We start from the raw sequence: 25,801 nt of genomic DNA on the forward strand, positions 1-25,801 counted from the left end.
CGCCGCGTCCCCGGCCGCGGGCCAGCCATTTCGCCGGGGTCGGTCCGCACCGCGGGGCACCGACGGCGTTCACGTGCCGGGCGTGGCCGGTCTCTCGAACGCGCAGGCGAGCTCGATGAGCAGCCGGCTCCCGAAGCCGGTAGCGCCCTTGTTGCGCCAGCCCCTCGCCTCCGGCAGCTGTGCCGTGCCCGCGATGTCGATGTGGGCCCACGGCTTGTCGCCGACGAACTCCTCGAGGAAGAGGGCCGCCGTGATCTGGCCGGCGTTCGGGCCGCCGAGGTTGGTCATGTCGGCGATCGGCGAGTCGAGCTGCGACCGGTAGCGGCGATGCAGCGGCAGCGGCCAGACGGGCTCGTCGACCACCTCCCCCGCCGCCCGGACCTGGTCGACGAGCGCGTCCGAGTTGCCCATGACACCGGCGATGTCGACACCGAGCGCGCGCAGGCACGCACCGGTCAGGGTGGCGATGTCGACGATGGCGTCGACGTCGAGCTCGACGGCGAGGGCGAGCGCATCCGCCATGACGAGACGTCCCTCGGCATCGGTGTTGAGCACCTCGACGGTCTTGCCGTTGCGCATCCGGAGCACGTCGCCGAGCTTGAGCGCCGAGCCGGAGGGCATGTTGTCGGTGCACATGAGGTAGCCGGTCACCTCGGTCTGGCAGCCGACGGCACGCAGCGCGGTCATGGCGGCGAGCACCGTGGCGGCACCGGTCATGTCGTTCTTCATCTGCGCGTGCGACTCGTCGCTCGGCTTGAGGCTGATGCCGCCGGAGTCGTACATGATGCCCTTGCCCACGAGGGCGAGGTGCCCGCGCGACTCGCCCTCCGGCACGTAGTGCAGACGCACCATGCGTGGCTCCTCGACACTGCCGAGGTTGACCCCGAGCAGCCCCCCGCACCCCAGCTCGACGAGCTCGTCGAGGCCGACGACGTCGACGTCCAGTCCGGCGTCGGGGCCGAGCTCCTGCGCCACCTCACCCATGCGGGTCGCGGTGAGCGCCGCGGCAGGACAGTTGGCGAGGTCGCGGCCGATCGCTGCCGCTCGCGCGAGCACCTCACCACGGCGGACGCCCTCGACGACGGCCTCGGAGTGCTCGGCGGGGGCGACGAGGACGAGCCGCTCGAGGACCGGTTCGTCGTCGGTCTCGCTGATCCGGAAGCGCCATCGGGCGAGGAGGACTCCCTCGGTGGCGGCGCGGGCGAAGTCGGCCGGCGACAGGCCGATCTCCCGGTCGGGCAGCTCGACCGCGAGGCGGGTGTGCAGGGGCACGGCCCGGGCGAACGTCGCGGCGAGGTCACGCACCGCAGCCTCGTCGACGTCGTCGACCGCCCCGATGCCGACGGCGACGAGGGCTCGGCCACCACTGGGGATCACGATCGTCTGCCCGCGCTTGCCGGTGAAGCCGGCGGCGGCGAGGGCGGCCGCGTCCTGCCCGAGGTCGGCCGGCGGCTCGGCGCCCTCCGCCACCGGCACCGCGACCGCCCCGACCTCGTCGGCTCCGGGCAGGTCGGCGACGACGTCGACCGTGACGGACGACCGGGTGGACGGGATGGGATCCAGAGTGCGCATCGCAGGAGTGCTCACGCCGACTCCTTCCGGAGACGATGGTCTTGGTCCTTCCGAGCATGGCCGCGCCGCCCCCGCGACCGATTCACCCGTCGGGGGTGACCGCACCACGCCTCCCGGCACGGACGATGGGGCGATGAGCCCCGCGACGACGAGCTTGGTGGTCCTCGCGGCAACCGTCGTCCTCTTCATCTGGAACCGCCTGCCGGTGGGCGGGGTGGCCGTCCTCACCTGCCTCGCGCTCTACGCGACGGGACTCGTCGACGCGGACACGGCCCTGTCCGGGTTCGGCGACCCGGTCGTCGTCTTCATCGCCTCCCTCTTCGTCGTCAGCGAGGCCATCGACTCGGCCGGTGTGACGACGTGGGCGGGCCAGCGGCTCATCGACGTCGTCGGTGACGGAGCGGTGCGCCTCATGGTCGCGGTGCTCGGTCTGTGTGCGGTCCTGACCGCCGTCATCACCCTCAACGGCTCGGTTGCCGCCCTCCTGCCCATGGTTCTCGTCCTCGCCACCCGGATCCGGCGGTCGCCCTCGCTCATGCTCATGCCGATGGCCTTCGCCGGGAGCGCCGGATCCCTCCTCGCCCTGACGGGCAGCCCGGTCAACGTCATCGTCTCCAACGCTGCCGTCGACGCCGGTGTCGAGCCGTTCGGCTTCTTCGACTTCGCCGTCGTCGGCCTGCCCCTCGTCATCGGCACCGTGACGCTGGGGGTCCTGCTCGGGCCACGGGTGCTGCCCCGCCGGTCCTCCTCCCAGCCGGTCCGTGACCTCGGTCGGCACGCGAGCCGGCTCGCCGCCTACTACGAGCTCCACGACGGCTTCTACCGCCTCCGGGTGCGCCCCGGGTCGGCCGTCGTCGGGGTGCCCGCGTCGAGACTCGACCTCACGGCATACCCGGGAGTGACCCTCATCGGCGTGCAGAGTGCCGGCGGTCACGCCGTGACGGGGGCGACCCCGGTGGGGGACGACGACGTCGTCGTCGTCAGCGGGGCGAGCGATGCCGTGAGCCGCCTCGTGCCCGAGCTGCGCCTCGCCGTCGCGATGCGACCGATCACGGTCGAGTCGGCCGGCATCATGAACCGCGAGGTGGGCGTGGCCGAGGTCGTCGTCCCGCCACGTTCGCCACTCGTCGGTGAGACGTCCTTCCCCGGCCAGATGCGTGGCAGCGACCTCGTCGTGCTCGGGATCCGCCGGCTCGGGAAGGACCTGGGTGCGACGCCGCACGAGCTGACCGCCGGGGACAGTCTCCTGCTGCACGGCACGTGGACGTCGATCGAGGAGCTCGTGCACGACCGTGACGTGCTGTTGGTCGACTCCCCGGATCTCGTTCGGCGACAAGCAGTTCCGCTCGGTCCACGGTCGGGCCGGGCGATCGCGGTCCTCCTCGTCATGGTCGTCCTGCTCGCACTGGGACTCGTGCCGCCGGCGATCGCGGGCCTCGCCGCGGCCACCGCGATGGTGCTGATGAGGGTCGTCAGCGTCAACCAGGCCTACCGCGCCGTCTCGTGGCAGACCGTCGTGCTCATCGGCGGCCTCATCCCGCTGTCGACCGCGATCGAGACGAGCGGCGCGGCCGATCTCGTGGCCAGGGGGCTCATCGACGTCGTGGGCGAGGGCCGGCCCTACCTCCTCCTCGTCGCGCTCTTCGCCCTCACCGCGGTGGTCGGGCAGGTCGTCAGCAACACCGCGACGGTGCTCATCGTCGTGCCGATCGCGGTCGCAGCGGCCCAGGAGACCGGCGTCTCGGTGCTCCCGGTCCTCATGCTCGTCGCGGTCGCCGGGGCCGCGTCGCTGCTCACCCCGATCGCGACGCCCGCCAACATGATGATCATGGGCCCGGGCGGCTACCGCTTCGGCGACTACTGGCGCCTCGGGCTGCCGGTCCTGCTCCTGTGGCTGGTCGTGGCCGTCACCGTCATTCCCCTCGTGTGGCGCTTCTGACGGCCGCCGCCTCGGCGACGTGGGCGCGCCGCCACCGCGTGACCGTCACGGCTCCGAGTGCGAGCGGAACGAGCATCCAGCACACGCGGAAGACGACGAGCCCGGCGACGGCCTTCGTCTCGAACGGTCCCTGCTCCAGGCCGAGGATGGCGATGACGGCGGCGTCGAGCACCCCGACGCCGCCGAAGGGCAGCGCCGTGAGGGGATAGCTGACAAGCAGGGCCACGACGATGGTCACGGTCGGGGCCACGAGCGCCGGCACGCCCGTGAAGCGCAGCGACAGCACGAGCAGCAGCGCCTCGCTGAGGACCAGCCCGACCTGACAGGCCATGGCCCGGCCCCAGCCGCGGCGCAGCACGTCGCCGGCCTGCCGGACGAACTCGGTGGCGCGGGTCGACCACGCCGCGGGATCGACCCGCGGGGTGACGCGCCTCAGCTGGTGGCCGACCCATCCAGCGGCACGCGCGGCGGGCCGCTCACCGCGCGACGCGATCACGAGCCCCGCGACGACGACGAGGCTGACCGCGCCGCTCGAGACAGCAGTCCAGACGTATGCCGGCTCGGCCTGTCCCGCGACCGCGGCCAGTCCCAGCCCGAGGACGGGCGCGCCGAAGCGCGCGACGTAGTAGGTCAGGGTGTTGAGCGAGATGCCGGCGAGGCCTTCGGCGGACGGGATCCCCCACGATCGGAGCATCGCGATGCGCAGCACGACGTCGCCCGGTGGGGGTGCGACCGTCGCGACGAGGTTGGCCGACAGGTCGTTCGACACGGCCCGACGCAGTCCGAGGGACGGCACGAAGACCGCGAGCGGGCCGGCGTTGAGACACTGGCGCAGCGCGACGACGCACAGCAACGCCACGAGCTGGACCGGAGCCAGGCCGGTGACGGCGTCCCACACGGCCGACCAGTTGACCCGTCGCACGACGCGGGAGAACCACCACAGCGCGACGAGCGTCAGGCCGATCCGCAGGGCACCGACGAGCAGCGCCCGTCGCCGCGTCGACCGTAGCGACCGCTCGGCTCGCGACGGCGGCTCCTGCGGCTGTCCGGCCCGCCATGGCGGGCCAACCGCAGAGTCCCCCACGGGCTCCTGGGTCACCGGCGCTAGTCCGGGAGGCGCCGCAGCTCGAGGAGCGTGAAGCCGAGATCCTGGAAGCGGTCGAGGATGCCGTGCAGGTGCGGTGCGTCGACGACGTCGCCGTACATGACCGAGCCCAACGCGCCGACCTGGACGGTCGACTCGTCAAGCTCCGGGAAGGCCGCGCGGGCGACCTCGGGGATCTGCTCGGCCAGGATGAACTCGTAGCGCACGCCGCCCCCTTCGCGGGTCGGACCGGATGCCGAAGGCTCTTGATCCGATCGTGCCGTTCCGGGTGCGTCGTGGCGTCACCCCGGGCGGGTGACCTCGACCTGCCGGCGACCTAGAGGAGCCCGAGGCGGCGCGCTGCGGCCACCGCGTCACGGCGCGACCCGACGCCGAGCTTCTGGAAGAGCGAGCGCATCTGCGTCTTGACGGTGTTGCGGCTCACGGCCCGCGCGTCGGCGATCTCGGCGACGGTGAGCAGCGACGGCAGCTCGCGGAGCAGGCTCAGCTCGCGGGCGCTGAGGGCGATGTCGAGCAGCGGCTCCGGCCGCAGGTCCGCAGCCTGACGGGAGTGCTCGCGCAGCTCGAGCGCGAACGGCTCGAGCTCGCCGAACCGGCCCGCACCGACGGCGAGGACCTCGGCGACCTCCGGCGCGACCTCGAGCACGGTCCGGAGCGCGTGCTGGGGAGCGGCTCGGGTGAGGGCGACGACGAGTCCCTCGTGCGCGACGGTCGCCTGGGCGTTGCGGTGGGCCACCACCGCCTTGACGAGGTGCGCCGTGACCGCCGCGCGCAGGGGCAGCATCGCCGGGTCGACCGCGAGCAGGGGCGCGACCGCCGATCTGGCAGCGGCGTCGTCGCCGTCCCACAGGTGGCGCACCCCCGACATGACGGCGACCTCGACCTCGCACCCGGGCAGCCCGGCACTCAGCTGCTCGACCTCGAGGGCGAGTCTCGGGAAGCCTGCGAGCAGCACGATCCGATGCGCCCGGGACAGCTCGCCCACGGCGAGGTCCGGGGTCATCGACAGTCGCGACACGTCCCTGGCTCCCGTCATGACCCGGGTGACCACGTCCTGCCGGGCACCGGGCTCGTCCGCGGCCTCCTCGAGATCGAGGTCGGCCTCGAGCATCCGCGCGAGCCGACCCAGCTGCTCGAGGCCGCGTGCCGCGGTCGTGTAGGCGTCGTCGCCGGACTCCCCGTCCCCGGGCACGGGCGCGAGCGCGGGCGCGGGCGCGGGCGCGGGCATCATCGACGAGACCTCGGCGATCAGCGCGAGGGCGGTCACGTTGCGGTCCCGCGCGGTCGCGATGTCGAGGACCTGATGGGCGCCCCACGCCGCGAAGACATGGGCGGGCAGCAGCCGGGGCGACCGAGCCCACGGCGTGCCTTGCGCCTCGGCGAGCACGCGCTCGGACCATGCCGTCATCTCGACGAGGTCCTCCTTGCCGGCCGCGACCGACGCGAGCCCGACCATGGCCTGAAGGGCGGACAGCAGGTGCCCGGCACGGCGGGCGGTCCCGAGGGCCGCACCGTAGGCCGTCCGGGCGTCGTCGAGACGTCCGGCGCCGAAGAGGACGCCACCGCTCGTCAGCTCGTCGAGCAGGTCGAGGTCGGCCCGGGCATGCTCATGGGGCAGGCGACCCATCTGCCGACTTCGCTCCGAGAGCCCCTCTCCCACAAGAGGGCTCGCGACGGGATCGTCGAGGGGAGGCACGACGTGGGCGCGTGCGGACCGGCTGCCCGACCACGTCCGGAAGGTGGAGGACAGCTCGGCGGCCAGCCCGTCGGCGACCCTCTCGTCGCCGCTGGGCTGGGCGCCGAGGCGCGCGGCCGGGTCAGCGACCGAGCGTCGGCCCACGTCGTCACCGACGAAGGAGAGCCAGCGGAGGCCGACCGCCAGCAGACGCTCGAGGGGCAGCGCACCGGGATCGTCGAGCCCGGTGCCGTCGGGCGCCGGCTCGACGTCGGCCTGGGCACCATCTGCCTCGCCCACGAGCCATGTGTCGGGCTGCGTCGCGAGGGACACGAGCTGGATCCGGGCGGCCTCCGGGTCCGACAGGTCGAGGCTCGCGAGGGCTGCGACCGCGGTCATGACGGGGTCACCGATCGGGACCGTGCGCACGGCGGCATCGATGTCGGCGGCCCGGCCGTCGAGCAGCAGGTGGAGCGCGTGGTGGTGGATCACGTCGCTCATGAGGTCGAGATCCCCCGCCGCCTCGGCGTGACGCAGCGCCTGTCCCGGGACGTCGTGGGCGGCATACCACCGTGCGGCGCGGGCGTGGACCTCCCGGGCACCCCGGAGGCTGCGGGACTCGAGCATCGCGCCGAGGTAGCTGCGCAGCAGCACGTGGTAGCGATAGGTCGGCGGCCCGACCCGGTCGGCGGTGACCATGGCGTTGTCCGACGAGAGCGCCTCGAGCAGCGCACCCGCGTCGTCGCGCCCGGTCACGGCGGCGGCGAGGTCGGGCGTGAGGTCCTCGAGGACCGAGGTCGAGACGAGGAAGTCACGCACCTCCTCGTCGAGGCTCGCCAGCACCTCCTCGACGAGGTAGCCCGACATCGCGCGGTGGCTCCGTGCGAACTCGCGGAGGAAGGCGTCGGCGTCGCGACCGCGCGCCAGCGAGACGGCCGCCAGGGCCACCCCGGCCGCCCACCCCTCCGTGAGCTCCTGCAGGTGGCGCACCTGGCCGTCGTCGAGGGCGACGTCGTGCCGGGACAGCAGCTCACGGGTGTCGTCGACCGAGAAGCGCAGCTGGTGCTCGCGCACCTCGAGGAGCCGCTCCTCGAGCCGCAGGCGGGCCAGGTGCAGTCCCGGGTCGGCACGCGTGCCGACGACGACGTGCAGGTGCGCCGGGGCCCAGCGGACGATCAGCTCGACGAGCTCGACGCACCGCGGGTCGCGGACGAGGTGCAGGTCGTCGAGGACGAGCCACGTGTCCGCCGGAGCCTCACCCGCGAGCTGGACGAGACGGGACACGAACGCGTGCCCGACCCGGCTCGGGACGGTCTCCGCGTCGACGGCAGGGACGTCGGCGGCGACGGCCGCCCGGAGGGCGCCGAGCAGCGTCTCGCCCATGACCTGGGGGTCGTTGTCCTCACGGTCGAGGGAGGCCCAGCCGACGAGGTCGCCGCGCTGCTCCAACGCGCCCGACCAGTCGGCGAGCAACGTCGTCTTGCCCGTGCCGACGGAGCCGGCGACGAGCACGACCGTGCCGCTGGCACGCTCGGTCGCCGAGTCCAGCGGGAGCGGCGGCGGGATCGTGGCACGTCGCACCGTGCGAACCGTGAGGCCGGGCGGTCGGTGCTTGGGCGCGCGGCGGAGGGCGGCGGAGCCGCGCCCGTCGATGTGGCCGTCGGTCGTGCGCGCAGTCCCCGAGTGCACGGCGTCAGCCCTGGCCGGAGGACGCTGGAGGTCGCCCGGAGGTCTCCGGGGGGTCGGTGGCCTGTCGGTGGGAGGGAGGACGTGCTGGGAGGGTCATCACGGTGCACTTTCGTGAGGGGTCACGCCTGCGACACGTTCGGGCCGACCGCTCGACCGCCGGCTACCGCGGTGACCGGCCGCTCGGCCCGGCTTCACCGTACCCTGCCCACAGCCGTCGTTCAGGATTCAGGCGTTTGCTCGTGGGTGCGTCCACCGGTTGACCACCGGCTGCCGGGCCGTGCGGCCGGGACGCACCCACCGGGAGCAGACTGCCCTCGGTGGCGCGGGCGGTGCAGAGTGGAGACCTCACAGGGGTGAGCAGATGTCCATGAGTGCGGAGTGCGAGAACGGCTGGCACAAGAGGTGCCCGGCGAACGGAACGGTGGACCACACCTGCTCGTGCGCGTGTCACTGGGACGACGACGACGAGCCGCGCGACTGACGCGCCGTCGTCACAGTGGAGACGTCGGTCAGGCCGTCACGGCGACACCCGCGGCGACGGCTGAGACCGCAGCCATCAACGAGAAGAGGGCGGCATACCCGCCGAGCGGTCCGGCGAGGGCGGCTCCGACCCACGGAGCCAGCGCCCCGGCGATGGTGACGGGGGCGGCCAGGGTCGCGGTCAGACGTCCGTAGGCGTGGGTGCCCCAGCGGTCCGTGACGGCGGTCGCCTGCAGGAGGGTGAGGTTGCCGCGGACCATTCCAGCGCCCATCGCCACGACGGTGACGAGCCAGATCGGCCCGGCGAGGGATGCGAGGAGCGCGGTCGTCACGCCCCCGGCGAGGACGAGGACTGCGGTGCGCGTCCGGGCGCTGGTCCGTGCCGCAAGAGTCGTGTAGAGCAGGCGGCCCATGGTCTGGCCGAGGCCTCCGAGACCGAGTGCCCATGCGGCCTGGGACGTGGAGGCGCCGCGTTCGGTGAGCAGCGGGATGAGCCCGAACACGACGGCATACATCGCGAAGCCGGACAGGGTCAGCGCGACGGCCAGCTGGAGGAAGCGCCTGCTCGTCGTGATGGCGCGAGCACTGGGTGCCGCGTCGGCGATCGGCTCCGACGTCTGGTCGGGAGGGTGCGGCGGCCACGGGCCCCGGAGACCCACGGCGTGCAGCGGTGCAGCGATGACCAGGACGACACCGGCAAGCACGAGGGTGGCGTGACGCCACCCGAGGTGGTCCGTGAGTGTTGCCGTGATCGGGGCGAACACGGTGCTGGCGAGGCCGCCCGCGAGGGTGAGGATGGTCAGGGCCCGGACCCGGTCACGGCCGTACCAGCGTGTGAGGGCGGCGAAGGCAGGCTGGTAGAAGGTCGCTGCCATCGCGACACCGGTCAGCATCCATCCGACCGTGAACACGGGCAGGTTCGGGGCGACGGCGATGGCGGCGAACCCGGCCGCGCCGAGCACGGAGCCTGCCGTCATGAGCCGGCGGGGTCCGGCTGCGTCGATGAGGCGTCCGACCGGTAGGCCGACGAGGGCCGAGACCACGAGCGCGGCGGAGAAGGCTGCCGTCGTGGTCGTGGCGGGCCATCCGGTCTCGCGAGTGAGGGCGGGCAGCACGACGGGGAAGGCGTAGTAGAGCACGCCCCAGCCGACGACCTGGGTGACGCACAGCGCCGGGAGCGCCCAGCGGGGACGGTGCGGAGGGCCCGAGGGCGTGGCGACGTGGACGGCGTCGTCGGCGTGGGCCCCCGACGACACCGCGCTCACAGCGCTCACCGCGCTCACCGCGCTCACCTCGACGCCGTGGCCGGCGAGAGGCTTCAGCATCCGGTGGGTCCGCACGCTCCCCCGCTGCCCGACGGGGCGCCGATCTGGACGAGCTGCGGTACGGCGGGGGCGCAGCAGCCGCCGACGGCTTCCTCGCCGTCGGCGCCTGCCGTGGCGGCGGCCGGCTCGTCGAACAGCCCCGCCCCGCCACAGACCCCGGTCTCCGGGAGCGCCAGCTCGACCCGGGAGGCCGCCTCGTGATCACCGGCCAGCGCAGCCGCCACGGAGCGGACCTGCTCGTAACCGGTGAGCGCCAGGAACGTCGGCGCACGGCCGTACGCCTTCATCCCGACGACGTAGACCCCTTGCTCGTCATGGGCCAGCTCGCCGGCACCGTGCGGGTAGACGGTGCCGCACGAGTGGACGTTGGGGTCGATGAGCGGCGCGAGTCCGCGTGGCGCCTCGAGCCGGTCGTCCAGGCGCAGGCGCAGCTCCGACATGATCGAGTGGTCCGGACGGAACCCGGTGAGTCCGACGACCTCGTCGAGGCCGTCGACGCGGCGCCCGTCCTCGCTGACCAGCGCCAAGGCACCGCCGGCGACGTGCTCGAGGGCCTGCGTCCGGAAGCCGGTGACGACCTCGACGTGCCCGGCCGCGACAGCGTCGCGCGCGCGCAGGCCGAGGGCGCCTCGAGCCGGCAGCTGGTCCGCGTCCCCACCGCCGTAGGCGCTGCCGACGGCCCCTCGGCGCAGGACCCAGACGGCCGTCGTCCCGGGCGCCTTCTCGGCGAGCGTGGCCAGGGCGACCAGGGCCGTCAGGGCGGAGTGGCCCGACCCGACGACTGCCGTGCGCCGTCCCCCGAAACGCGCCACGTCGTCTGCGGTGCTGACGTCGGGGACGCGGTAGGAGACGTGGGCTGCGACGGCGGCCTCGTGCTCTCCGTCTGCCGGGTAGCCGTCGCTGCCGAGCGGGTTGGGGCTCGTCCACGTACCGGAGGCGTCGACGACGGCGTCGGCTGTGACGCGGCCCGTGCGCCCGTCCTCGTGACGCACGTGGACCGTGAACGGCTGGTCCTCGCGACCGGAGTCGACGACCCGGTCCCGACCCTGCCGGGCGACTCCGGTCACCGTGGTCTCGTAGCGGATCCGGTCAACGAGGGCCTCGGCCAGCGGCTGGAGGTACTCCTGCGCCCACTCGGCGCCGGTCGGACAGCGGTTCGGGTCGGGCTCGACCCAGCCCCGGCCGGCCAGCAGTCGCCGGGCGGCCGGGTCGATGAGCTCGGACCAGCGGGAGAAGAGCCGCACGTGACCCCATGACGCCACCGAGGCGCCCGCGCGGTCTCCGCGCTCGAACACGACCGGCTCGAGCGCTCGCTCGAGAAGGTGCGCTGCGGCGGCCAGACCGATCGGGCCGGCGCCGATGACGGCGACCGTCGCGCCGACCGGGGACGAGGCGCCGGCGGTGTCGGTGGGTGCGTGCGCGGTGCTGGTCACGGGACGGCCTCCGGTTCGGTAGATGACGTCCCGAGCTGAGCGGGACCCACGCTGTTTCGATGGTTGTCGATGTCGACATTTCCCATCTTGCAACCGGCATAGACAGATGTCAACATAGACGTATGTCAAATCCGCTGCCCGTCCTCGACGTCACCGCGACAGCCTGCTGCGCGCCGCTGACCCGTTCCCCGATCGGAGAGTCGGATGCGGAGCGCGTGGCTGCGATGTTCAAGGCCCTGGGCGACCCGGTGCGTCTGAGGCTCTTCTCCAACGTCGCCTCGGCCGAGGGCGGCGAGGCCTGCGTCTGCGACATCCAGGATGTCGGCGTCTCCCAGCCGACGGTGTCGCACCACCTCAAGAAGCTGCGCGAGGCGGGCCTGCTCGAGTCAGAGCGACGGGGCAGCTGGGTCTACTACCGCCTCGCCCCGTCGGCGCTCAGGGTCATGTCGGACCTGCTCTCACCGGTCAACACCTGATCCGACCCGGGGCGCTCGATGACCCTCCGGTCGCGCACGGGCACCGCTACCCGTCGATCGTGAGCTGCTTCCGGTGGAAGTCGTAGTGCTGCATGCCGTACGCGTACACGTCGGCCAGCGTCATCGTGTCCCGGAAGAAGGGATCCCATCCGAGCGGGAAGTGCATCCGCCTGCCGAGCGCTTCGGCTGACTCGGCGTCGAGCCGGCGGTGCAGTCGCGCGATGGTGTGGTCGAGCCGGCGGGTCAACCGTGGGCCGCGGAAGACGAGCGCGCCACCGACAGACCCGAGGTAGTTGACGGAGTGGAACGGTCGGGTCCCCGCGTCGAGCACCGCTGCGAAGGCCCGGCTCAAGCCGTCCGGCAGCCGGCCGAAAAGCCTGACCAGCGGGAGCAGCCTGGACACGATGAGGAACCCGAAGACCATGTGCCACAACAGCTGCCCGTTGGTCCAACGGGTTCCGTTGCTGCGCCGTCGGAGCTCCCGGGCGCCCGCGGCGGCGACGATCTGGTGAAGGTCGGCGCGGACTCTCTCCAGATCATCGTGGAGGCGTTGCCGATCGACGGACGCCACGGTGGCCATGCCCCAGTGTCCCGCGACGATCGCCGCCGCGCGGCGAATCCCTCCCGATGCGCGGCGCACCGATCAGTGGATGCGAGCGGCGTCAGGCGTTGACGGCGGTGACGTCGAGCGACTCCAGCAGGCCGAGGATGCGCTGCCTGATCTCGTCGCGGATCGGGCGCACCGCCTCGACGCCCTGGCCCGCCGGGTCGGCGAGCTCCCAGTCCTCGTAGCGCTTGCCGGGGAAGATCGGGCACGTGTCGCCGCACCCCATGGTGACGACGACGTCGGACTCCTTGACCGCCTCGGTCGTGAGGATCTTGGGGGTCTCGGCGGTGATGTCGATGCCCTCCTCCGCCATGGCCGCGACGGCGGAGGGGTTGACCTCGTCGGCGGGCGCAGATCCGGCGGAGCGCACCTCGACGGCACCGCCGGAGAGGTGGGCGAGGTAGGCGGCGGCCATCTGGGAGCGGCCGGCGTTGTGGATGCAGACGAAGAGGACGGAGGGCTTGTCGGTCATGGGTGCTCCTGGGTCGATGGTTGGGGAGGGTCGGCTTCCGAGGTCGTGCAGCAGCCGGGTGACGCGGCCCGAGTGTCAGTACGCATCGACCGACGTGTCTTCCGTGAAGGCACGGGTGAGCTCGGACAGCGCTGCGGCGCCGACGGGTTCGCGGGCCAGCAGCGGCAGGACGGCCACGCGACGGCAGAGCCCCCTCACGCGGGTCAGCGGCTCCGCTTCGGCGTGGGCGCGGGCCCGCAGGAACGGCGAGCTCGGCGCTGCTGCGGTCAGGCTGCCGTTGACGACCCACGCCCACGGCGTGATGCCGGCCCGGGCGAGGTCGCCCTGCAGCTGCTCGGCCTCGAGGACGGGGGTCGTCTCCGGAAGGGTGACGATGACGACCTTGGTCTGCGCTGGGTCCTGCAGCCGCATGAGCGGGGTCACGAAGTGTGCACCCTCGCTCATCTGACGGGTGATCTCACGGTGGTACGAACCGGTCGCGTCGAGCAGGAGCAGGGTGTGCCCGGTCGGCGCCGTGTCGAGGACGACGAACTGCTTCCGGGCCCGGAAGACGACGTGGGAGAACTGCTGGAAGACGGCGACCTCGTCGGTGCACGGCGACTTGAGGTCCTCGGCGAGGACGGCCCGGCCGGCGTCGTCCAGAGCCTTGCCCTTGCCGGCCATGACCCGCTCGCGGTACCCCTTGATCGCCACCTGGGGGTCGATGCGCTCGACGGTGAGGTGCGGGGCCTCGGCCTGCAGGGTCTCGTTGAGGTGTGCCGCCGGGTCGGTGGTCGTGAGCAGCGTCTCGTGGCCTCGGGAGGCGAGCTCGAGGGCGATGGCCGCAGCGACCGTGGTCTTGCCGACGCCGCCCTTGCCCATGCACATGACGAGCCCGTGCCCACCGGCCTCCAGCTCGTCGACGAGACCACGCAGATCCGTGAATCCGTCCGGGAGCGTGGCGATCTCGGCGGCAGGTTCCGGGAGCGACGGGGCCTCCGGCCCGAGCAGCGCCCGGAGGGCGGGCACGCCGACGGTGTTGACGGCCAGCAGCGGCAGGGTGGTCCGGGGTAGGGCGGCCAGGACCCCGGGGACGGCGTCGAGGGCGGCGTCCTCCCGCGCGCCGACCGCGTGGGCCAGCTCGTCCCCGGGCGTGCTCGTGACGGCATACGCCGGCAGGACGCCGTTGACGACGAGGTGGGCGTTCGTCATGCCCAGCTCGCGCAGCTCGCCGTACGTCCTCGCGGCCTCACGGAGCGAGGACCCTTGCGGTCGGGTGACGAGGACGAGTCGGGTACGCGTCGGGTCCGTCAGCGCGGCCAGGGCGCCCGCGTAGTCGTGGCGCAGCCGGTCAAGGCCCGCCACCGGCCCGAGGCACGACACGTCGCCCTTGCCGTCGGAGAGGTAGGTGGTCCACTCCCCCGGCAGCTGGAGCAGGCGGACGGTGTGGCCCGTCGGCGCGGTGTCGAACAGGACGTGGTCGTAGGCCGCCGTCGCGGTCCCGTCGGCCAGCAGCGACGTGAACTCGTTGAAGGAGGCGATCTCGGTCGTGCACGCCCCGGACAGCTGCTCCGTCATCGCGGAGACCTCCGCCGCCGGCAGGAGGTCGCGGACCGGGTCGATGATCGTGGCACGGTAGGCGTCAGCCGCCTGCTGCGGGTCGATCTCGAGGGCATCGAGGCCGGGGACGGTCGGCACCGGCGTGATGGTGTTGCCGACGCTGACCCCGAAGACCTGCCCGACGTTCGAGGCGGGGTCGGTGCTCGTCAGCAGGATCCGCCGGCCCTGCCCCGCGAGGCGTACCGCGGTCGCGCAGGCCAGCGAGGTCTTGCCGACGCCGCCCTTGCCGGTGAAGAAGAGGAACCGCGGCAGGTCGTCGAGAAACGGCACGCGCTGCATCAGCACGGTGCCAGCTCCTGGACCCCGAGGTCAGGCACGGCGGGACCCGGCGGCCTGCGACTCGAGGGGCACGCCGGGACCACCGGATCGAGCAGTGAACCGCTTGCGCAGCGCCAGACTCACGTAGACGAGCGCGACGAGGGCCGGCACCTCGATGAGGGGACCGACGACGCCGGCGAGAGCCTGTCCGGAGGCCGCGCCGAAGGTGGCGATGGCCACCGCGATCGCGAGCTCGAAGTTGTTGCCCGCCGCCGTGAAGGCGAGGGTCGCCGTGCGCTCGTAGCCGAGTCCGAGACCCGCTCCGAGCCCGAACCCGCCGCCCCACATGAGGGCGAAGTAGACGAGCAGCGGGAGCGCGATGCGCACGACGTCGAGCGGCCGCGAGGTGATGGCCTCGCCCTGGAGCGCGAAGAGGATGACGATCGTGAAGAGCAGGCCGTACAGCGCCCAGGGAGCGACCCTCGGGATGAACTTCGTCTCGTACCAGTCCCGCCCGCGACGCTTCTCTCCGATGCGGCGGGACAGGAAACCGGCCAGCAGCGGGATGCCGAGGAAGATGAGCACGGACCGGGCGATGTCCCACGTCGACGCGTCGATGCCGGTCTGCTCGAGGCCGAGCCACCCGGGCAGGACGGAGAGGTAGAACCACCCGAGCCCGGCGAAGGCGACGACCTGGAAGACGGAGTTGATCGCCACGAGCACCGCGGCCGCCTCCCGGTCCCCGCACGCGAGGTCGTTCCAGATGATGACCATGGCGATGCAACGAGCGAGGCCGACGACGATCAGGCCGGTGCGGTAGGCAGGCAGGTCGGGCAGGAAGATCCACGCCAGGGCGAACATCAGGGCGGGCCCGAGGACCCAGTTGAGCAGCAGCGAGCTGAGCAGGAGGCGCGTGTCGCCGGTCACCGAGTCGAGCCGGTCGTAGCGGACCTTGGCGAGGACGGGATACATCATCACGAGCAGACCGAGGGCGATGGGCAGCGAGACGCCGTCGACCTCCACGCGCGCCAGGCCGTCGCCGAGCCCGGTCACGAGACGCCCGAGCAGCAGGCCGGCCACCATGGCGAGCCCGATCCACACCGGCAGGAACCGGTCGAGGGTCGAGAGCCGTGCGGCGACCGGATCGTGGGCGGAGGATGCCCGGCGTGCAGAGTGGCTGGTCGGGTCGGTCACCGGTGTCCTTCGAACGCTGGGTCGTGGTCGCTGGCCTGCATCGACCACGGTCGATCCGTCAACGTTGGCAGCCGCATCGGCATGTGTCAATATGGACCATCGTCGATGTCGGTGAACGGAAGGTGAACCCGTGAGCGTGACCACGCTGAGCACGACCCCCCAGGAGGTCTCCGCCTGTGGCACCTCCCCCGTCGACGTCCTCGACCGCGCGGAGGCCGACCGCCGGGCCGCGCTGCTCAAGGCCCTCGCCGACCCCGTGCGCCTCCAGCTGCTCAGCATCATCAGCGCCGCCCCCGGCCGCGAGGCCTGCGTGTGCGACATGACCGAGGCCGTGCAGGTCTCCCAGCCGACCGTCAGCCACCACCTCAAGACCCTCGTCGACGCGGGCATCCTCACCCGCGAGCGCCGGGGCAGCTGGGCATGGTTCCGGCTCGACGTCGAGCAGCTCGCTGCCGTGCGCGGCTTCCTGGCCTAGCCCGACGGGTCGAGCGTCACATCTCCTCGTGCGTGTCCGGGTCGCCCCCGAAGAGGCGCCCGTCCGCGCGCGCGAGTGCCGAGATCGCGGTGACCTCGGCCTGGGACAGCTCGAAGCCGAAGACGTCGAGGTTGGCGCGCTGCCGCTGGGCGTCCGACGACTTCGGCAGCGGCACGACGCCGAGCTGCACGTGCCAGCGCAGGATCGCCTGGGCCGGGGTGACGCCGTGCGCCTCCGCGGCAGCAGCCACCGGGTCGGCGCCGAAGGGGGCGTTCCGCTTGCCGAGCGGGCTCCACGCCTCGGTGACGATCCCGAGCCGCTCGTGGACCGCTCGCAGACGCTCCTGCGGGAAGAGCGGGTGCAGCTCGACCTGGTTGAGCACCGGCGTGACACCCGTCGCCTCGATGACGTCGGCGAGATGCTGCTCGGTGAAGTTGCTGACACCGACGGACCGCACGAGGCCGCGCTCGCGGCACTCGAGGAGAGCGCGGTACGCGTCGCCGTAGAGCCCGACGCTCGGGTTGGGCCAGTGGATGACGGCGACGTCCACCTGCTCGAGGCCGAGGCGCTCGAGCGACCCCTCGACGGAGGCGATGGCACGGTCGTACGCGTGGTCGCGCCCCGGCACCTTCGTCTGGACGACGATCTCGTCGCGGGGCACCCCCGACCGGCGGATGGCCTCGCCGACCTCCGCCTCGTTGCCGTAGTTGACCGCCGTGTCGAGCAGACGGTAGCCGGCCTCGAGCGCCGACACGATGGCGCGTATGCCGTCCTCGCCCGTGAGCGGGTACGTGCCGAAGCCGGTGGCGGGGAGGGTCGTGCCGTCGCCGAGGGTGCGTGTCGGAACCTGGGTCATGGGTCCAACCTAGGCACTCGGCGACCCCGGGGCGAGGGTCGGCCGACCGGTGGGAGAGATCCGTCGGGAGTCAGCGGTCGAGCAGGGACGCCGTCCTCCTGGCGGCGAGCTCCGTGGCGCGCCGGGGTGCGAGTCGGGTCAGCCGGTCGAGCATCCGCGCGTCCCTGCCGATGACGACGCGGAAGCGCCCCTCCTCGACCCCGCCGACGATGATCCGGCGGGCCGCCTCGGCCGGTGACGTCATCGACGTCGGGGTGTCCTCGTCCGCGGAGGCGACGTCCGGCATCGGCAGTGCGCTGTGCCCGCCGATGTCGGAGGCGACCCCACCCGGGAAGACGCACGTCACCGCCACCGACGTGCCGCGCTGCTCGGCCCAGAGCCCTTCGGTGAGGAGCATGACGGCGGCCTTGCTCGCGCCGTAGACCGCCTGGCCCGGCACCGGTGCGAAGGCGCCCATGCTCGAGACGTTGACGACGCATGCCTGCGGACGGGTCACGAGGTGCGGGAGGAACGCCTTGACGGTGTGGACGACGCCCCAGAAGTTGACCGCCATGACCTCCTCCATCGTGGCGAGGTCGAGCTCGGAGAAGGGCAGGAAAGGCGGGATGACGCCCGCGACGTTGATCAGCCCGTCGACCCGGTCGTACTCGTCGATGACTGCGACCGCGAGCGCCTCGACGGCGGCACGGTCGGTCACGTCGACGACGTGGGTGCTCAGCCGGTCACCGCCCCGGGCCGCTTCCACGGTCTCGGCGAGCCCGTCGGCGCGCAGGTCGACGGCCGCGACGCGCGCCCCGCGAGCGAGCAGACCCAGCACGACCTCGCGACCGACGCCGTTGCCACCTCCGGTCACGACGAAGACCCTTCCCTCGACCTGCATGACCCTCACCCCTCCGGCCACGCGCCGGTGGCCCACTCACCCGGCCGACCGCCGGCGGCGCCTCGGTCCGGTCCCCTTCGATCCTCCTCCGCGCCCCGCCTCTCGGCGGGCAACTGTGACGCACCCCCGCCCACCACCCCGAATGGCGGGGGCGGGACGCCGTGAAGCCGGGCGTCGACACCCGAACTCGAGCGCCGCGAGCACGGCGCCGACGAGGAGCAGCCGACCGCGGCGCTCAGTCGGTCGGGCGAGGGCGGCGCTGGGCGAGGTACTCGGGCGGCATACCGGGGCCCGGCGCCACCGTGATCTCGGCGGCGTCGACGGGACCGCACGTCGCGCACACGAGGACCTCGGCGACCGCGTCGCCGCACGTGCGGTGGCGGTAGAGGATCGGTGGCCCGTCGGGAGCGGCCCAGCGGTCGCCCCAGCGCGTCAGCGCGACGAGGGCTGGCGCCAGGTCCCGCCCCTTGTCGGTGAGGACGTACTCGAACTGTTCGGGGCGTTCGGAGTAGCGACGGCGCTCCATGATGCCGGCCTCGACGAACGCCTCGAGGCGCGCCCCCAGGACGTTGGTGGCGATGCCGAGGTTGTGCTGGAAGTCGCCGAAGCGGGTCACGCCGGCGAACAGCGCGTCGCGGACGATGAGCAGGCTCCAGCGCTCACCCACCACCTCGAGGGCGCGGGCGATGGAGCACACCTGCTGGTCATACGTCCGTCCGAGCACGCACCCATCCTACCCAGGTGCTTGCATCATGAAAGCGTCTGGTCCTATCGTCACTTGCATGATGCAAGTGGTCGTCATCGCCCGATGACGACGCCGATGGATGGGAGCAGGACCATGAGCACCGACCTCACGTTGTCGTTCACCGTCGACCAGAGTCCCGAGGAGGCCTTCGCTGCGATCACCGACGTCCGCGCCTGGTGGTCGGGCACGATCGAGGGGCCCACCGACCGGCTCGGGGCGGAGTTCTCCTACTCCGTGCCCGACATCCACCGGTCGACCTTCCGGATCACCGAGCTCGAGCCGGCCCGCAGGGTCAGCTGGCTCGTGCTCGACGCGTGGCTCTCGTTCACCGAGGACCCCGAGGAGTGGGCCGGCACGACGGTCACCTTCGACCTCTCCGAGGTCGAGGGCCGGACCTTCGTCCGCTTCACGCACGTCGGGCTCTCGACCGAGCAGGAGTGCTACGAGGTGTGTCACACGGCCTGGGGCCAGTACGTCCTCGGCAGCCTGCGCTCGCTCATCGAGTCCGGGGCCGGACGGCCGAACTCGTTCGAGGGGCAGGCCGAGCTCGAGGCCGCGCTCGCCGGCACGGTCCCCCTTCCTCGCTGAAACCCACCCACGACACGCCGGTCCGCTCCCCCACCGGGAGCGGGCTGGGGCGTGCCGGCGGAGGCGGGCCGCTCGCCCCTGGAGGATGATCGGGAGCGACCCCGGCTACCCGCGGGGTTGTCGACGACGAGGAGGGTGACCCACCCATGCCGCAGGACCGCGGACGCTTCCCACGATCCGTCTTCGAGCACGGCGAGGACCCCGATCCCCGCTTCAGCCTCGCCAACGAGCGCACCTTCCTCGCCTGGATCCGGACCGGACTGGCCTTCGTCGCGGCCGGGCTCGCCGTCGAGGCCCTGCAGGTGCCGCTCACCGAGTGGCTCCGGGTGACCATCTCGCTCCTGCTCGTCCTCGCCGGGATCGCCGCCACGGCGCAGGCGTGGCTCTCGTGGGTGCGCACCGAACGCGCCATGCGCCGACTCGCCCCACTGCCCTCGTCGGGCCTCAAGCTGCCCATCGCCCTGCTGCTCGGGCTCGTCGCGCTCGCCGTCGTCGTGGGCCTGCTGCTGTGACCTCCCCGGCCGACCCCGGGCTGCAGGCCGAGCGCACCTCGCTCGCGTGGCGTCGCACGGCGCTCTCGGTGGCCGTCGGCTCGCTCGTCGCGCTGCGCGTGCTCCCACCACAGCTCGGCCCGCTCGGGTATGCCGTCGCGATCCTCGGCCTGGTGTGGAGCCTCGACCTGGCGCTGACGGCACGACGCCGCTACCGCGACGGCAGCCGCCTCGTGCGCACCAACGACGACCCGGACGGTCGCGCGTTCGCCGCGGCGACCCTGGCGAGGACGGCCGTGGTCGCCGGGGTCCTCGCGGTCGCGGCCCTCGTCCTCGTCGTCGTCATCGCGAGCCGCTGACGACCCCGCATGCCGTGTCCCCTCCGACACGCGGCATACGGGGTCGGCGACGTCAGGGAGCGGTCTGGACCGCCGGTCGCTCGGCATCCTCATGGCCACCGGATCCGCCTGCGGGACGGAGCTTCTCGCCCTCGATGTCGACGTCTGGCATCGCCCGGTCGAGCCACCGCGGCAGCCACCACGCCTTCTCACCGAGGAACGACATGACCGCCGGCACGAGCGACAGGCGCACGACGAAGGCGTCGACCGCGACACCGAAGGCCAGGGCGAAGCCCATCGACTTGATGATCGGGTCATCGACGAGGACGAAGCCGGCGAAGACCGACATCATGATGAGCGCCGCGGCGACGACGACCCGCGCACCGTGGCCCACGCCCGCGACGACCGCCTCGCGCGCGGTCTCGCCGTGCACGAAGTCCTCGCGCATGCGCGAGACGAGGAAGACCTCGTAGTCCATGGCGAGGCCGAAGAGGATGCCGATGAGCAGGATCGGCAGGAAGCTGACGAGCGGCCCCGCGGTGTCGAGCCCCACGAGCGAGGACAGCCAGCCCCACTGGAAGATCGCGACGGTCGCCCCGAACGCGGCGCCGATCGTCAGGAGGAAGCCGAGGGTCGCCTTGAGCGGCACGAGCAGCGACCGGAACATCAGCATGAGCAGGACGAAGCCGAGGCCGACGACGACGAGCAGATAGACGGGTAGGGCCGCGGAGAGCTTGTCGGACACGTCGACGCCGACCGCCGTGACACCGGTGACCGAGATCTCGGCTCCGGTCGCGCCGGCCGTCACGGCGAGAGCCGAGCGCAGGTCGCGGACGAGGTCGAAGGTCGCCTCAGCCGTGGGGCCGGACTTCGGGATGACGGCGAGGATCGTCGTGCGCCCGTCGGCACTCGTCTGCCCGGGTGCCACGGCGAGCACGTCGGACAGGCCGGTCGCCGCCTTGGCCGCACCGGCCGTGGCCTGCTGGGCCTGCTGCGGGGTGTCGCCGTGGACGACCATGACGAGCCGACCGTTGAAGCCCTCGCCGAAGCCCTCGGAGATGAGGTCGTACGCCACGCGCTTGCTGCTCGTGACGGGGGCGGTGCCGTCGTCGGGCAGGGCGAGGCGCATGCTGGCGGCCGGGAGGGCGATCGCGCCGAGGAGCACGACGCCCGCGACGAGCACCGGCACACGGTGACGGACCGTGAAGCGTCCCCAGGCGAAGCCGCGGTTGCCGGCCCTCTCGTCGAGGTCCGTGCCGGCGGCGTCGGCCCGGCGCTGCCGGCGCGAGAGCACCCGGTCGCCCGCGAAGCCGAGCAGCGCGGGCAGCAGCGTCACGGCCACGAGGACGGCGACGAGCACGGTCCCGGCCGCGGCGAGGCCCATCGCGGTGAGGAACGGGATGCCGACGACCGACAGGCCCGCGAGGGCGATGATGACGGTCAGGCCGGCGAAGACGACGGCGGTGCCGGCGGTGCCGACGGCACGCGCTGCCGCCTCCTGGTGCTCGAGGCCGAGGGCGAGGTTGTGCCGGTAGCGCGAGGTGATGAAGAGCGAGTAGTCGATGCCGACCGCGAGACCGAGCATGAGGGCGAGCACCGGGGTCACGCTCGAGAGCTCGACGGCATGTCCGACGATGAGCAGCCCGATCATGCCGACGCCCACCCCGATGAGCGCGTTGACCATCGTCATGCCCGCCGCGACGAGCGAGCCGAAGGTGATGACGAGCACGACGAGCGCGACGAGGACACCGATGCCCTCGGTCGAGCCGATCTCGGGCGTCGCGAGCAAGGGCTCCCCGCCGGCGGCCACGGCCCAGCCGCTCGGGGCGCCGTCGCCGAGCGCCTCATAGGCAGAGCGCTGTTCGGCGGTCAGCTCGTCGGCCGTCCGGTCGAACTGGACCGTGACGAGGCCGTAGCGGCCGTCCGGGCTGAGCGCCTTGGTGTCGAAGGGGCTCAGGGCACCGACGACTCCCGGGACCTTTCCGGCCCTCGCGACGACGTCGTCGACGACCGCTTTGCCGCCCGGGGCGAGGACGGTCTGGCCATCGGGTGCCCGGACGACGACGGTGCCCGAGGCCCCGCTCGCCTGCGGGAACTCCTTGGCCAGCGCCTCGAGCGCCCGCTGGGACTCCGTGCCGGGGATCGTGACGCTCGAGGTCGGGGCGCTGCCGAGGGTCAGCAGCACACCGGCGAGCACGGCGAGCAGGACGAACCAGGCGGACGTGACGACGCCGCGACGACCGAACGCGAAGCGTCCGATCCGGTAGAGCAGGGTGGCCATCGGGGTGACTCCAAGGGGTCTCGAGGTGCTTCGGTGCCGGGCGTCACTGACCAGCGTTCCTCAAGTTAACCGTTCGGCTAACTCGATGACAAGCCGATCGGCTAGCTCCGCTAGGGTGACGCCCACCACGCCACGCCCGTCGACGGGACGCCGACCGCGACCTCGCAGCCGACGGCCTACACCCGCGTGGACGACCGACGAGGAGGCGACCATGGCGCGACCCCAGGCCCCGCGGGGCCACGGCCGCCGGCGCGTCATCGAGGCTGCCGTCGAGCTCTTCGCCGAGCACGGCGTGACGGGGACGTCGTTGCAGATGATCGCCGACCACCTCGGGGTCACCAAGGCGGCCGTCTACTACCAGTTCCACGCCAAGGAGGACATCGTCCTGGCCGTCCTCGAGGAGGCGCTCGTCGACATGACGGCCTTCGTCTCGGCCGCAGAGGCGGAGGCGACCCCCGACGCGGCCGCGACCGCAGCGCTGCGGGGGCTCGTCGACCTCATGATCGGCCACCGCCAGGTCGTCGCCGCACTGATGCGCGACCCCGAGGTCGAGCGCATCATGGCCGGCCACGACGACCTCAACTCGCTCATCGGACGGCTGACCTCCCTGCTGCTCGGGCCCTCGCCCGACCTGCGCCGGCGGATCGCCGTCTCCGTCGTCGGGGCCGGCGTCGCCCAGGCCGGGATCGACCCGATGCTCGCCGACGTCGACGACGAGACGCTGCGCGCCGAGCTGCTCCGACTCGGGCCGGCGATGCTCCCCCACGACTGATGCCGGCGGCTCAGAGGTCGCTGAGGTCGACCGCGGTCAGGCCCCAGATGACGAGCACGTCGAGGGCGATGATGATGATCCCCCAGAGCGGATAGTGCGGCAGCCACAGGAAGTTCGCGAGTGCCGACAGCACCGCGAGCGCGACGCCGACCGACCGGGCCAGCAGGCTGCCGGTGAAGATGAAGCCGCCCGCGACGGCCGCCGACAGGCCGATGACCATGTGGAACCAGCCCCACGCGGTCGCGTTGAAGGTGAAGACGTAGCTCGGCGTGCTGACGTAGAACTCTGGGCCGTTGACGACGGCGACGAGCCCCTCGACGAACTGGAACAGGCCGACGACGAGCATGATCGTCGCGGCGAAGGTGCTCGCGCCGGCGGCCCAGAGCGTGCGGGCACGGCGGGTGGGGGCGGTGGGACTGGCGCCTGCCATGGCGTCCTCCGTTCAGGTTGCTTTCTCGGGGTCAGGATCGGACGGATGCTGGTGGTGCTGAGGGCCGCTCAGGCGAAGACCCCCTCGCGCAGCTCCTCGCGCACACGCACCGCGTCCTGGATGGCCTGCATCTGCTCGTCTGTGCACTCGAGGTCGTAGACGTCGCGGATGAACTCAGGCAGGTCGGCCCGGTAGTCGTGGGCCCAGGCCCTGAACGAGCCCGGCACCTGCGCGTTCTTCATGTCGATGAGCGTCTGGAAAAAGGTCGTGACGGGACGCCACCGCATCCCCGCGGGTATGCCGCGTGGCGACCGCATCGGCACGTCCTCGCGGCGCGGTCGGTCGGGTCCCAGCCAGGCGGGCCTGCGGTTGAGCAGGTCGGGGCCGAACTTCGTCACGCCGTCGTTGTCGTGGCTGAGCAGCACGTAGCGCAGCCGGTCCCGGGTCTCCTGTCCGAGAGCGACGAGCTGCTCGTGGTCGTTGACGACGGTGACGAGGCTCGCGTCGACGTCGGGGCGCGGCGCCCCGGTGACCTCGTGCATCCACTTGCTGGCCCCCGGGGTGCCGATCCACAGGGCCCGGTCGATCCCGAGCGCCTGGGGCCCCAGGGTCCCCCAGCCGAGCAGCACGTCCTGGCTCGTGTGCGCACCGAGCGACTCGCCGAAGAGCACGACCTCGGGCCGCTCGTCGGGGGCCATGGCGCGCACTCGCTGGAGGATGTGCAACCACAGCAACCGGTTCTGCTCGCGCGCGTCGCGGACCTTGCCGAGCGACAGCGGCGACGGGCGCTTGGAGTACTGCATCGTGACGCTCGCGACGTCGCCGCGGGTGAGGTACTGGGCGGCGGCGATCGCGACGTAGTTGACGTAGCCCGTCCCGGTGGGCGACACGAGCATGAGCAGCGAGCGCGACCAGGCGTCGGTGCGGTCCATCTCGGCGATCGCGAGCTCGACGCGCTCGGTCGGGGTCGCCGCACTGTCGAGGCCGACGAAGACCTGCACGGGGTGCGCGCGGGCGGGCTCGCCCATCACCGTCGCGATCGACAGGTCCGGCGGGGTCCTGCCGTCCGGGAGCGCCAGCGGGTGCGCGACGGGTGCGGGGCGCACATAGGTGACGGCGTGCCGGCGGCCCTCCCGCCCCAAGGACTCCCACGACACGAGGCTCGCCGGGTCACCGCTCGTCATCGGATCGGTCCAGACGCCGGGTGCCGCCTGCATCCACGGGTCCACCGTCGTCGTCACGGCCTCGATCCGCTGCATGACGCGCGTCCAGAGGGCGCTGACGGCGATGCCGGCGCCGGCCATGAAGGCGGCGTGCGAGACGAGCTGCCAGGCGAGCCCGGCGCCCGGTGTCTGCCCGGGGGCGAGCCGGCGCACCTGCTCGGCGGTCCACCGCTCGACCCAGCCTGCTCCGTAGAGCACCGCGAGGACCCCGCCGCCGGCTGCGAGCCCCCGGAGGGTGGGCACGTCTGCCCCGGTGTCGAGTCCGGCCTCCGAGCCGGACTCGCGCTGGACGCGCTCGATGAGGGCCGACGTGGCCAGACCCACGGGGATCGACAGCGGGAGGGCCGCGAGGCGCCCGTCGGCACCGACGGCGCGGTCGAGCCGACGCACCCCGGCCGTCGCCCCGATGAGCACCGATCCGCACAGGCCCGTGGCGCCCATCCGCCAGGCGCCCTGCCGTAGCAGGCCGTCCTTCGCCGTCGCGACGCCGCGCCGGTCGAGATACGCCGCGAGACCGAGTCCCAACGGCGCCATGACCAGCTCGCACCCGAGGGTTGCGGCCGACCGGCGGCGTTCGACGGACCAGCTGTCGGGAAAGACCGCCCACGTGGCGGCGGCGCTCGCCACGACGTCGATGACGTCCTGGGAGGAGAGCGCGACGAGGTAGTGGGCGCCCGTCGACAAGCCGGTGATGATCCCCTGGTCCTGCCAGGAGCGCTTCGACAGCGACGGCGCGAGCGTCGACGGGGTGACGAAGGAGGCCATGACGAGGCCGACCTTCTGCCCGGTGTGGACGAAGTCCGACTGCTCCATGAGCCCTCCCCGGCACTGACCAGCTGCAGGTGGACCTGACGTCGCACCCGCCCACCTTCGAGCATGGTCACGTGGGGACTGGTTG

The 25,801-nt window shown here is 72.6% G+C and carries 23 protein-coding genes; 7 read left to right on the forward strand and 16 right to left on the reverse strand.

Going from position 1 to position 25,801, the window contains the following annotated elements:
* Positions 1-69 precede the first annotated feature (69 nt).
* Positions 70-1,587: a leucyl aminopeptidase family protein gene (locus tag AB4Z14_RS11515; RefSeq protein WP_442275278.1), complete on the reverse strand. Its 1,518-nt coding sequence runs from the start codon at positions 1,585-1,587 to the stop codon at positions 70-72.
* Between the two features lie 118 nt (positions 1,588-1,705).
* On the opposite strand from AB4Z14_RS11515, the gene AB4Z14_RS11520 reads away from it, so the two are divergent.
* Entirely contained in the window at positions 1,706-3,511 is a 1,806-nt protein-coding gene (locus AB4Z14_RS11520; RefSeq protein WP_442275279.1) for an SLC13 family permease, read from the forward strand.
* Here AB4Z14_RS11520 and AB4Z14_RS11525 read toward each other — a convergent pair.
* The 5 genes from AB4Z14_RS11525 to AB4Z14_RS11545 form a co-directional block, all read right to left on the reverse strand.
* On the reverse strand, positions 3,486-4,610 hold the full coding sequence (locus tag AB4Z14_RS11525) for a lysylphosphatidylglycerol synthase transmembrane domain-containing protein (RefSeq protein ID WP_442275280.1): 1,125 nt from the start codon (positions 4,608-4,610) through the stop codon (positions 3,486-3,488). The two genes, AB4Z14_RS11520 and AB4Z14_RS11525, sit on opposite strands and share 26 nt — an antisense overlap.
* Positions 4,611-4,615: 5 nt before the next feature.
* The gene (locus AB4Z14_RS11530; RefSeq protein WP_056771338.1) at positions 4,616-4,822 is read right to left on the reverse strand and encodes a hypothetical protein; all 207 of its coding nucleotides are present in this window, start codon (positions 4,820-4,822) and stop codon (positions 4,616-4,618) included.
* Positions 4,823-4,932: 110 nt separating this feature from the next.
* A complete protein-coding gene (locus AB4Z14_RS11535; RefSeq protein ID WP_442275281.1) occupies positions 4,933-7,980 on the reverse strand; it encodes a LuxR C-terminal-related transcriptional regulator in 3,048 nt (1,015 codons plus the stop codon).
* 509 nt (positions 7,981-8,489) lie between these two features.
* Positions 8,490-9,785: an MFS transporter gene (locus AB4Z14_RS11540; protein WP_442275282.1), complete on the reverse strand. Its 1,296-nt coding sequence runs from the start codon at positions 9,783-9,785 to the stop codon at positions 8,490-8,492.
* Positions 9,779-11,218, reverse strand: coding sequence for an FAD-dependent oxidoreductase (locus AB4Z14_RS11545; protein WP_442275283.1), 1,440 nt, complete (start codon positions 11,216-11,218; stop codon positions 9,779-9,781). Before AB4Z14_RS11545 ends, AB4Z14_RS11540 begins: the two co-directional genes overlap by 7 nt.
* Before the next feature lie 122 nt (positions 11,219-11,340).
* On the opposite strand from AB4Z14_RS11545, the gene AB4Z14_RS11550 reads away from it, so the two are divergent.
* Entirely contained in the window at positions 11,341-11,694 is a 354-nt protein-coding gene (locus AB4Z14_RS11550) for an ArsR/SmtB family transcription factor (RefSeq protein WP_442275284.1), read from the forward strand.
* A 46-nt stretch (positions 11,695-11,740) separates the two neighbouring features.
* On the opposite strand, the gene AB4Z14_RS11555 is transcribed toward AB4Z14_RS11550, so the two are convergent.
* The 4 genes from AB4Z14_RS11555 to arsB all read right to left on the reverse strand — a co-directional run bounded on the left by AB4Z14_RS11555 (position 11,741) and on the right by arsB (position 15,824).
* Complete coding sequence (locus AB4Z14_RS11555) at positions 11,741-12,334, reverse strand: DinB family protein (protein WP_442275285.1); 594 nt, start codon at positions 12,332-12,334, stop codon at positions 11,741-11,743.
* A 22-nt stretch (positions 12,335-12,356) separates the two neighbouring features.
* The gene (locus AB4Z14_RS11560; RefSeq protein ID WP_442275286.1) at positions 12,357-12,773 is read right to left on the reverse strand and encodes an arsenate reductase ArsC; all 417 of its coding nucleotides are present in this window, start codon (positions 12,771-12,773) and stop codon (positions 12,357-12,359) included.
* Positions 12,774-12,848: 75 nt separating this feature from the next.
* Positions 12,849-14,651, reverse strand: coding sequence for an arsenical pump-driving ATPase (gene arsA / locus AB4Z14_RS11565; RefSeq protein WP_442275390.1), 1,803 nt, complete (start codon positions 14,649-14,651; stop codon positions 12,849-12,851).
* A 30-nt stretch (positions 14,652-14,681) separates the two neighbouring features.
* On the reverse strand, positions 14,682-15,824 hold the full coding sequence (gene arsB / locus AB4Z14_RS11570) for an ACR3 family arsenite efflux transporter (protein WP_442275287.1): 1,143 nt from the start codon (positions 15,822-15,824) through the stop codon (positions 14,682-14,684).
* Between the two features lie 130 nt (positions 15,825-15,954).
* Here arsB and AB4Z14_RS11575 point away from each other — a divergent pair, with 130 nt between their 5' ends.
* Complete coding sequence (locus AB4Z14_RS11575) at positions 15,955-16,299, forward strand: ArsR/SmtB family transcription factor (RefSeq protein WP_442275288.1); 345 nt, start codon at positions 15,955-15,957, stop codon at positions 16,297-16,299.
* Between the two features lie 16 nt (positions 16,300-16,315).
* On the opposite strand, the gene AB4Z14_RS11580 is transcribed toward AB4Z14_RS11575, so the two are convergent.
* From AB4Z14_RS11580 to AB4Z14_RS11590, 3 genes are all read right to left on the reverse strand, one after another.
* Positions 16,316-17,155 carry an aldo/keto reductase gene (locus tag AB4Z14_RS11580; protein ID WP_442275289.1) on the reverse strand — a complete coding sequence of 280 codons (840 nt, stop codon included), beginning with the start codon at positions 17,153-17,155 and terminating at the stop codon, positions 16,316-16,318.
* 70 nt (positions 17,156-17,225) lie between these two features.
* On the reverse strand, positions 17,226-18,035 hold the full coding sequence (locus AB4Z14_RS11585; protein WP_442275290.1) for an SDR family NAD(P)-dependent oxidoreductase: 810 nt from the start codon (positions 18,033-18,035) through the stop codon (positions 17,226-17,228).
* A 235-nt stretch (positions 18,036-18,270) separates the two neighbouring features.
* The gene (locus AB4Z14_RS11590; protein ID WP_442275291.1) at positions 18,271-18,759 is read right to left on the reverse strand and encodes a winged helix-turn-helix transcriptional regulator; all 489 of its coding nucleotides are present in this window, start codon (positions 18,757-18,759) and stop codon (positions 18,271-18,273) included.
* A gap of 114 nt (positions 18,760-18,873) precedes the next feature.
* Here AB4Z14_RS11590 and AB4Z14_RS11595 point away from each other — a divergent pair, with 114 nt between their 5' ends.
* From AB4Z14_RS11595 to AB4Z14_RS11605, 3 genes are all read left to right on the forward strand, one after another.
* The gene (locus AB4Z14_RS11595) at positions 18,874-19,368 is read left to right on the forward strand and encodes an SRPBCC family protein (protein ID WP_442275292.1); all 495 of its coding nucleotides are present in this window, start codon (positions 18,874-18,876) and stop codon (positions 19,366-19,368) included.
* A gap of 146 nt (positions 19,369-19,514) precedes the next feature.
* Positions 19,515-19,880, forward strand: coding sequence for a YidH family protein (locus tag AB4Z14_RS11600; RefSeq protein WP_056771370.1), 366 nt, complete (start codon positions 19,515-19,517; stop codon positions 19,878-19,880).
* A complete protein-coding gene (locus AB4Z14_RS11605) occupies positions 19,877-20,218 on the forward strand; it encodes a DUF202 domain-containing protein (RefSeq protein ID WP_442275293.1) in 342 nt (113 codons plus the stop codon). Before AB4Z14_RS11600 ends, AB4Z14_RS11605 begins: the two co-directional genes overlap by 4 nt.
* Positions 20,219-20,270: 52 nt before the next feature.
* On the opposite strand, the gene AB4Z14_RS11610 is transcribed toward AB4Z14_RS11605, so the two are convergent.
* Entirely contained in the window at positions 20,271-22,478 is a 2,208-nt protein-coding gene (locus tag AB4Z14_RS11610; RefSeq protein WP_442275294.1) for an MMPL family transporter, read from the reverse strand.
* Positions 22,479-22,689: 211 nt separating this feature from the next.
* On the opposite strand from AB4Z14_RS11610, the gene AB4Z14_RS11615 reads away from it, so the two are divergent.
* Positions 22,690-23,250 (forward strand): TetR/AcrR family transcriptional regulator, encoded by a 561-nt coding sequence (locus tag AB4Z14_RS11615; RefSeq protein WP_056771379.1) that lies wholly within the window; start codon positions 22,690-22,692, stop codon positions 23,248-23,250.
* 10 nt (positions 23,251-23,260) lie between these two features.
* Here AB4Z14_RS11615 and AB4Z14_RS11620 read toward each other — a convergent pair whose 3' ends face one another.
* Both AB4Z14_RS11620 and AB4Z14_RS11625 read right to left on the reverse strand, forming a co-directional pair.
* Positions 23,261-23,680 carry a DUF7144 family membrane protein gene (locus AB4Z14_RS11620; protein ID WP_442275295.1) on the reverse strand — a complete coding sequence of 140 codons (420 nt, stop codon included), beginning with the start codon at positions 23,678-23,680 and terminating at the stop codon, positions 23,261-23,263.
* Positions 23,681-23,748: 68 nt separating this feature from the next.
* Positions 23,749-25,716 carry an alpha/beta-hydrolase family protein gene (locus tag AB4Z14_RS11625; protein WP_442275296.1) on the reverse strand — a complete coding sequence of 656 codons (1,968 nt, stop codon included), beginning with the start codon at positions 25,714-25,716 and terminating at the stop codon, positions 23,749-23,751.
* Between the last annotated feature and the right edge of the window lie 85 nt (positions 25,717-25,801).

It is taken from the genome of Terrabacter sp. 2TAF16, assembly GCF_052115065.1.
In the GTDB taxonomy this organism is placed as follows: domain Bacteria; phylum Actinomycetota; class Actinomycetes; order Actinomycetales; family Dermatophilaceae; genus Terrabacter.

Excerpts from the sequence above, each read along its gene's own strand:
- AB4Z14_RS11520 (WP_442275279.1), top strand. The coding sequence starts at position 1,706 with ATGAGCCCCGCGACGACGAGCTTGGTGGTCCTCGCGGCAACCGTCGTC.
- AB4Z14_RS11540 (WP_442275282.1), bottom strand. The coding sequence starts at position 9,785 with ATGCTGAAGCCTCTCGCCGGCCACGGCGTCGAGGTGAGCGCGGTGAGC.
- AB4Z14_RS11550 (WP_442275284.1), top strand. The coding sequence starts at position 11,341 with ATGTCAAATCCGCTGCCCGTCCTCGACGTCACCGCGACAGCCTGCTGC.
- AB4Z14_RS11560 (WP_442275286.1), bottom strand. The coding sequence starts at position 12,773 with ATGACCGACAAGCCCTCCGTCCTCTTCGTCTGCATCCACAACGCCGGC.
- arsA (WP_442275390.1), bottom strand. The coding sequence starts at position 14,651 with ATGCAGCGCGTGCCGTTTCTCGACGACCTGCCGCGGTTCCTCTTCTTC.
- AB4Z14_RS11580 (WP_442275289.1), bottom strand. The coding sequence starts at position 17,155 with ATGACCCAGGTTCCGACACGCACCCTCGGCGACGGCACGACCCTCCCC.
- AB4Z14_RS11585 (WP_442275290.1), bottom strand. The coding sequence starts at position 18,035 with ATGCAGGTCGAGGGAAGGGTCTTCGTCGTGACCGGAGGTGGCAACGGC.
- AB4Z14_RS11595 (WP_442275292.1), top strand. The coding sequence starts at position 18,874 with ATGAGCACCGACCTCACGTTGTCGTTCACCGTCGACCAGAGTCCCGAG.
- AB4Z14_RS11600 (WP_056771370.1), top strand. The coding sequence starts at position 19,515 with ATGCCGCAGGACCGCGGACGCTTCCCACGATCCGTCTTCGAGCACGGC.
- AB4Z14_RS11610 (WP_442275294.1), bottom strand. The coding sequence starts at position 22,478 with ATGGCCACCCTGCTCTACCGGATCGGACGCTTCGCGTTCGGTCGTCGC.
- AB4Z14_RS11615 (WP_056771379.1), top strand. The coding sequence starts at position 22,690 with ATGGCGCGACCCCAGGCCCCGCGGGGCCACGGCCGCCGGCGCGTCATC.
- AB4Z14_RS11620 (WP_442275295.1), bottom strand. The coding sequence starts at position 23,680 with ATGGCAGGCGCCAGTCCCACCGCCCCCACCCGCCGTGCCCGCACGCTC.
- AB4Z14_RS11625 (WP_442275296.1), bottom strand. The coding sequence starts at position 25,716 with ATGGAGCAGTCGGACTTCGTCCACACCGGGCAGAAGGTCGGCCTCGTC.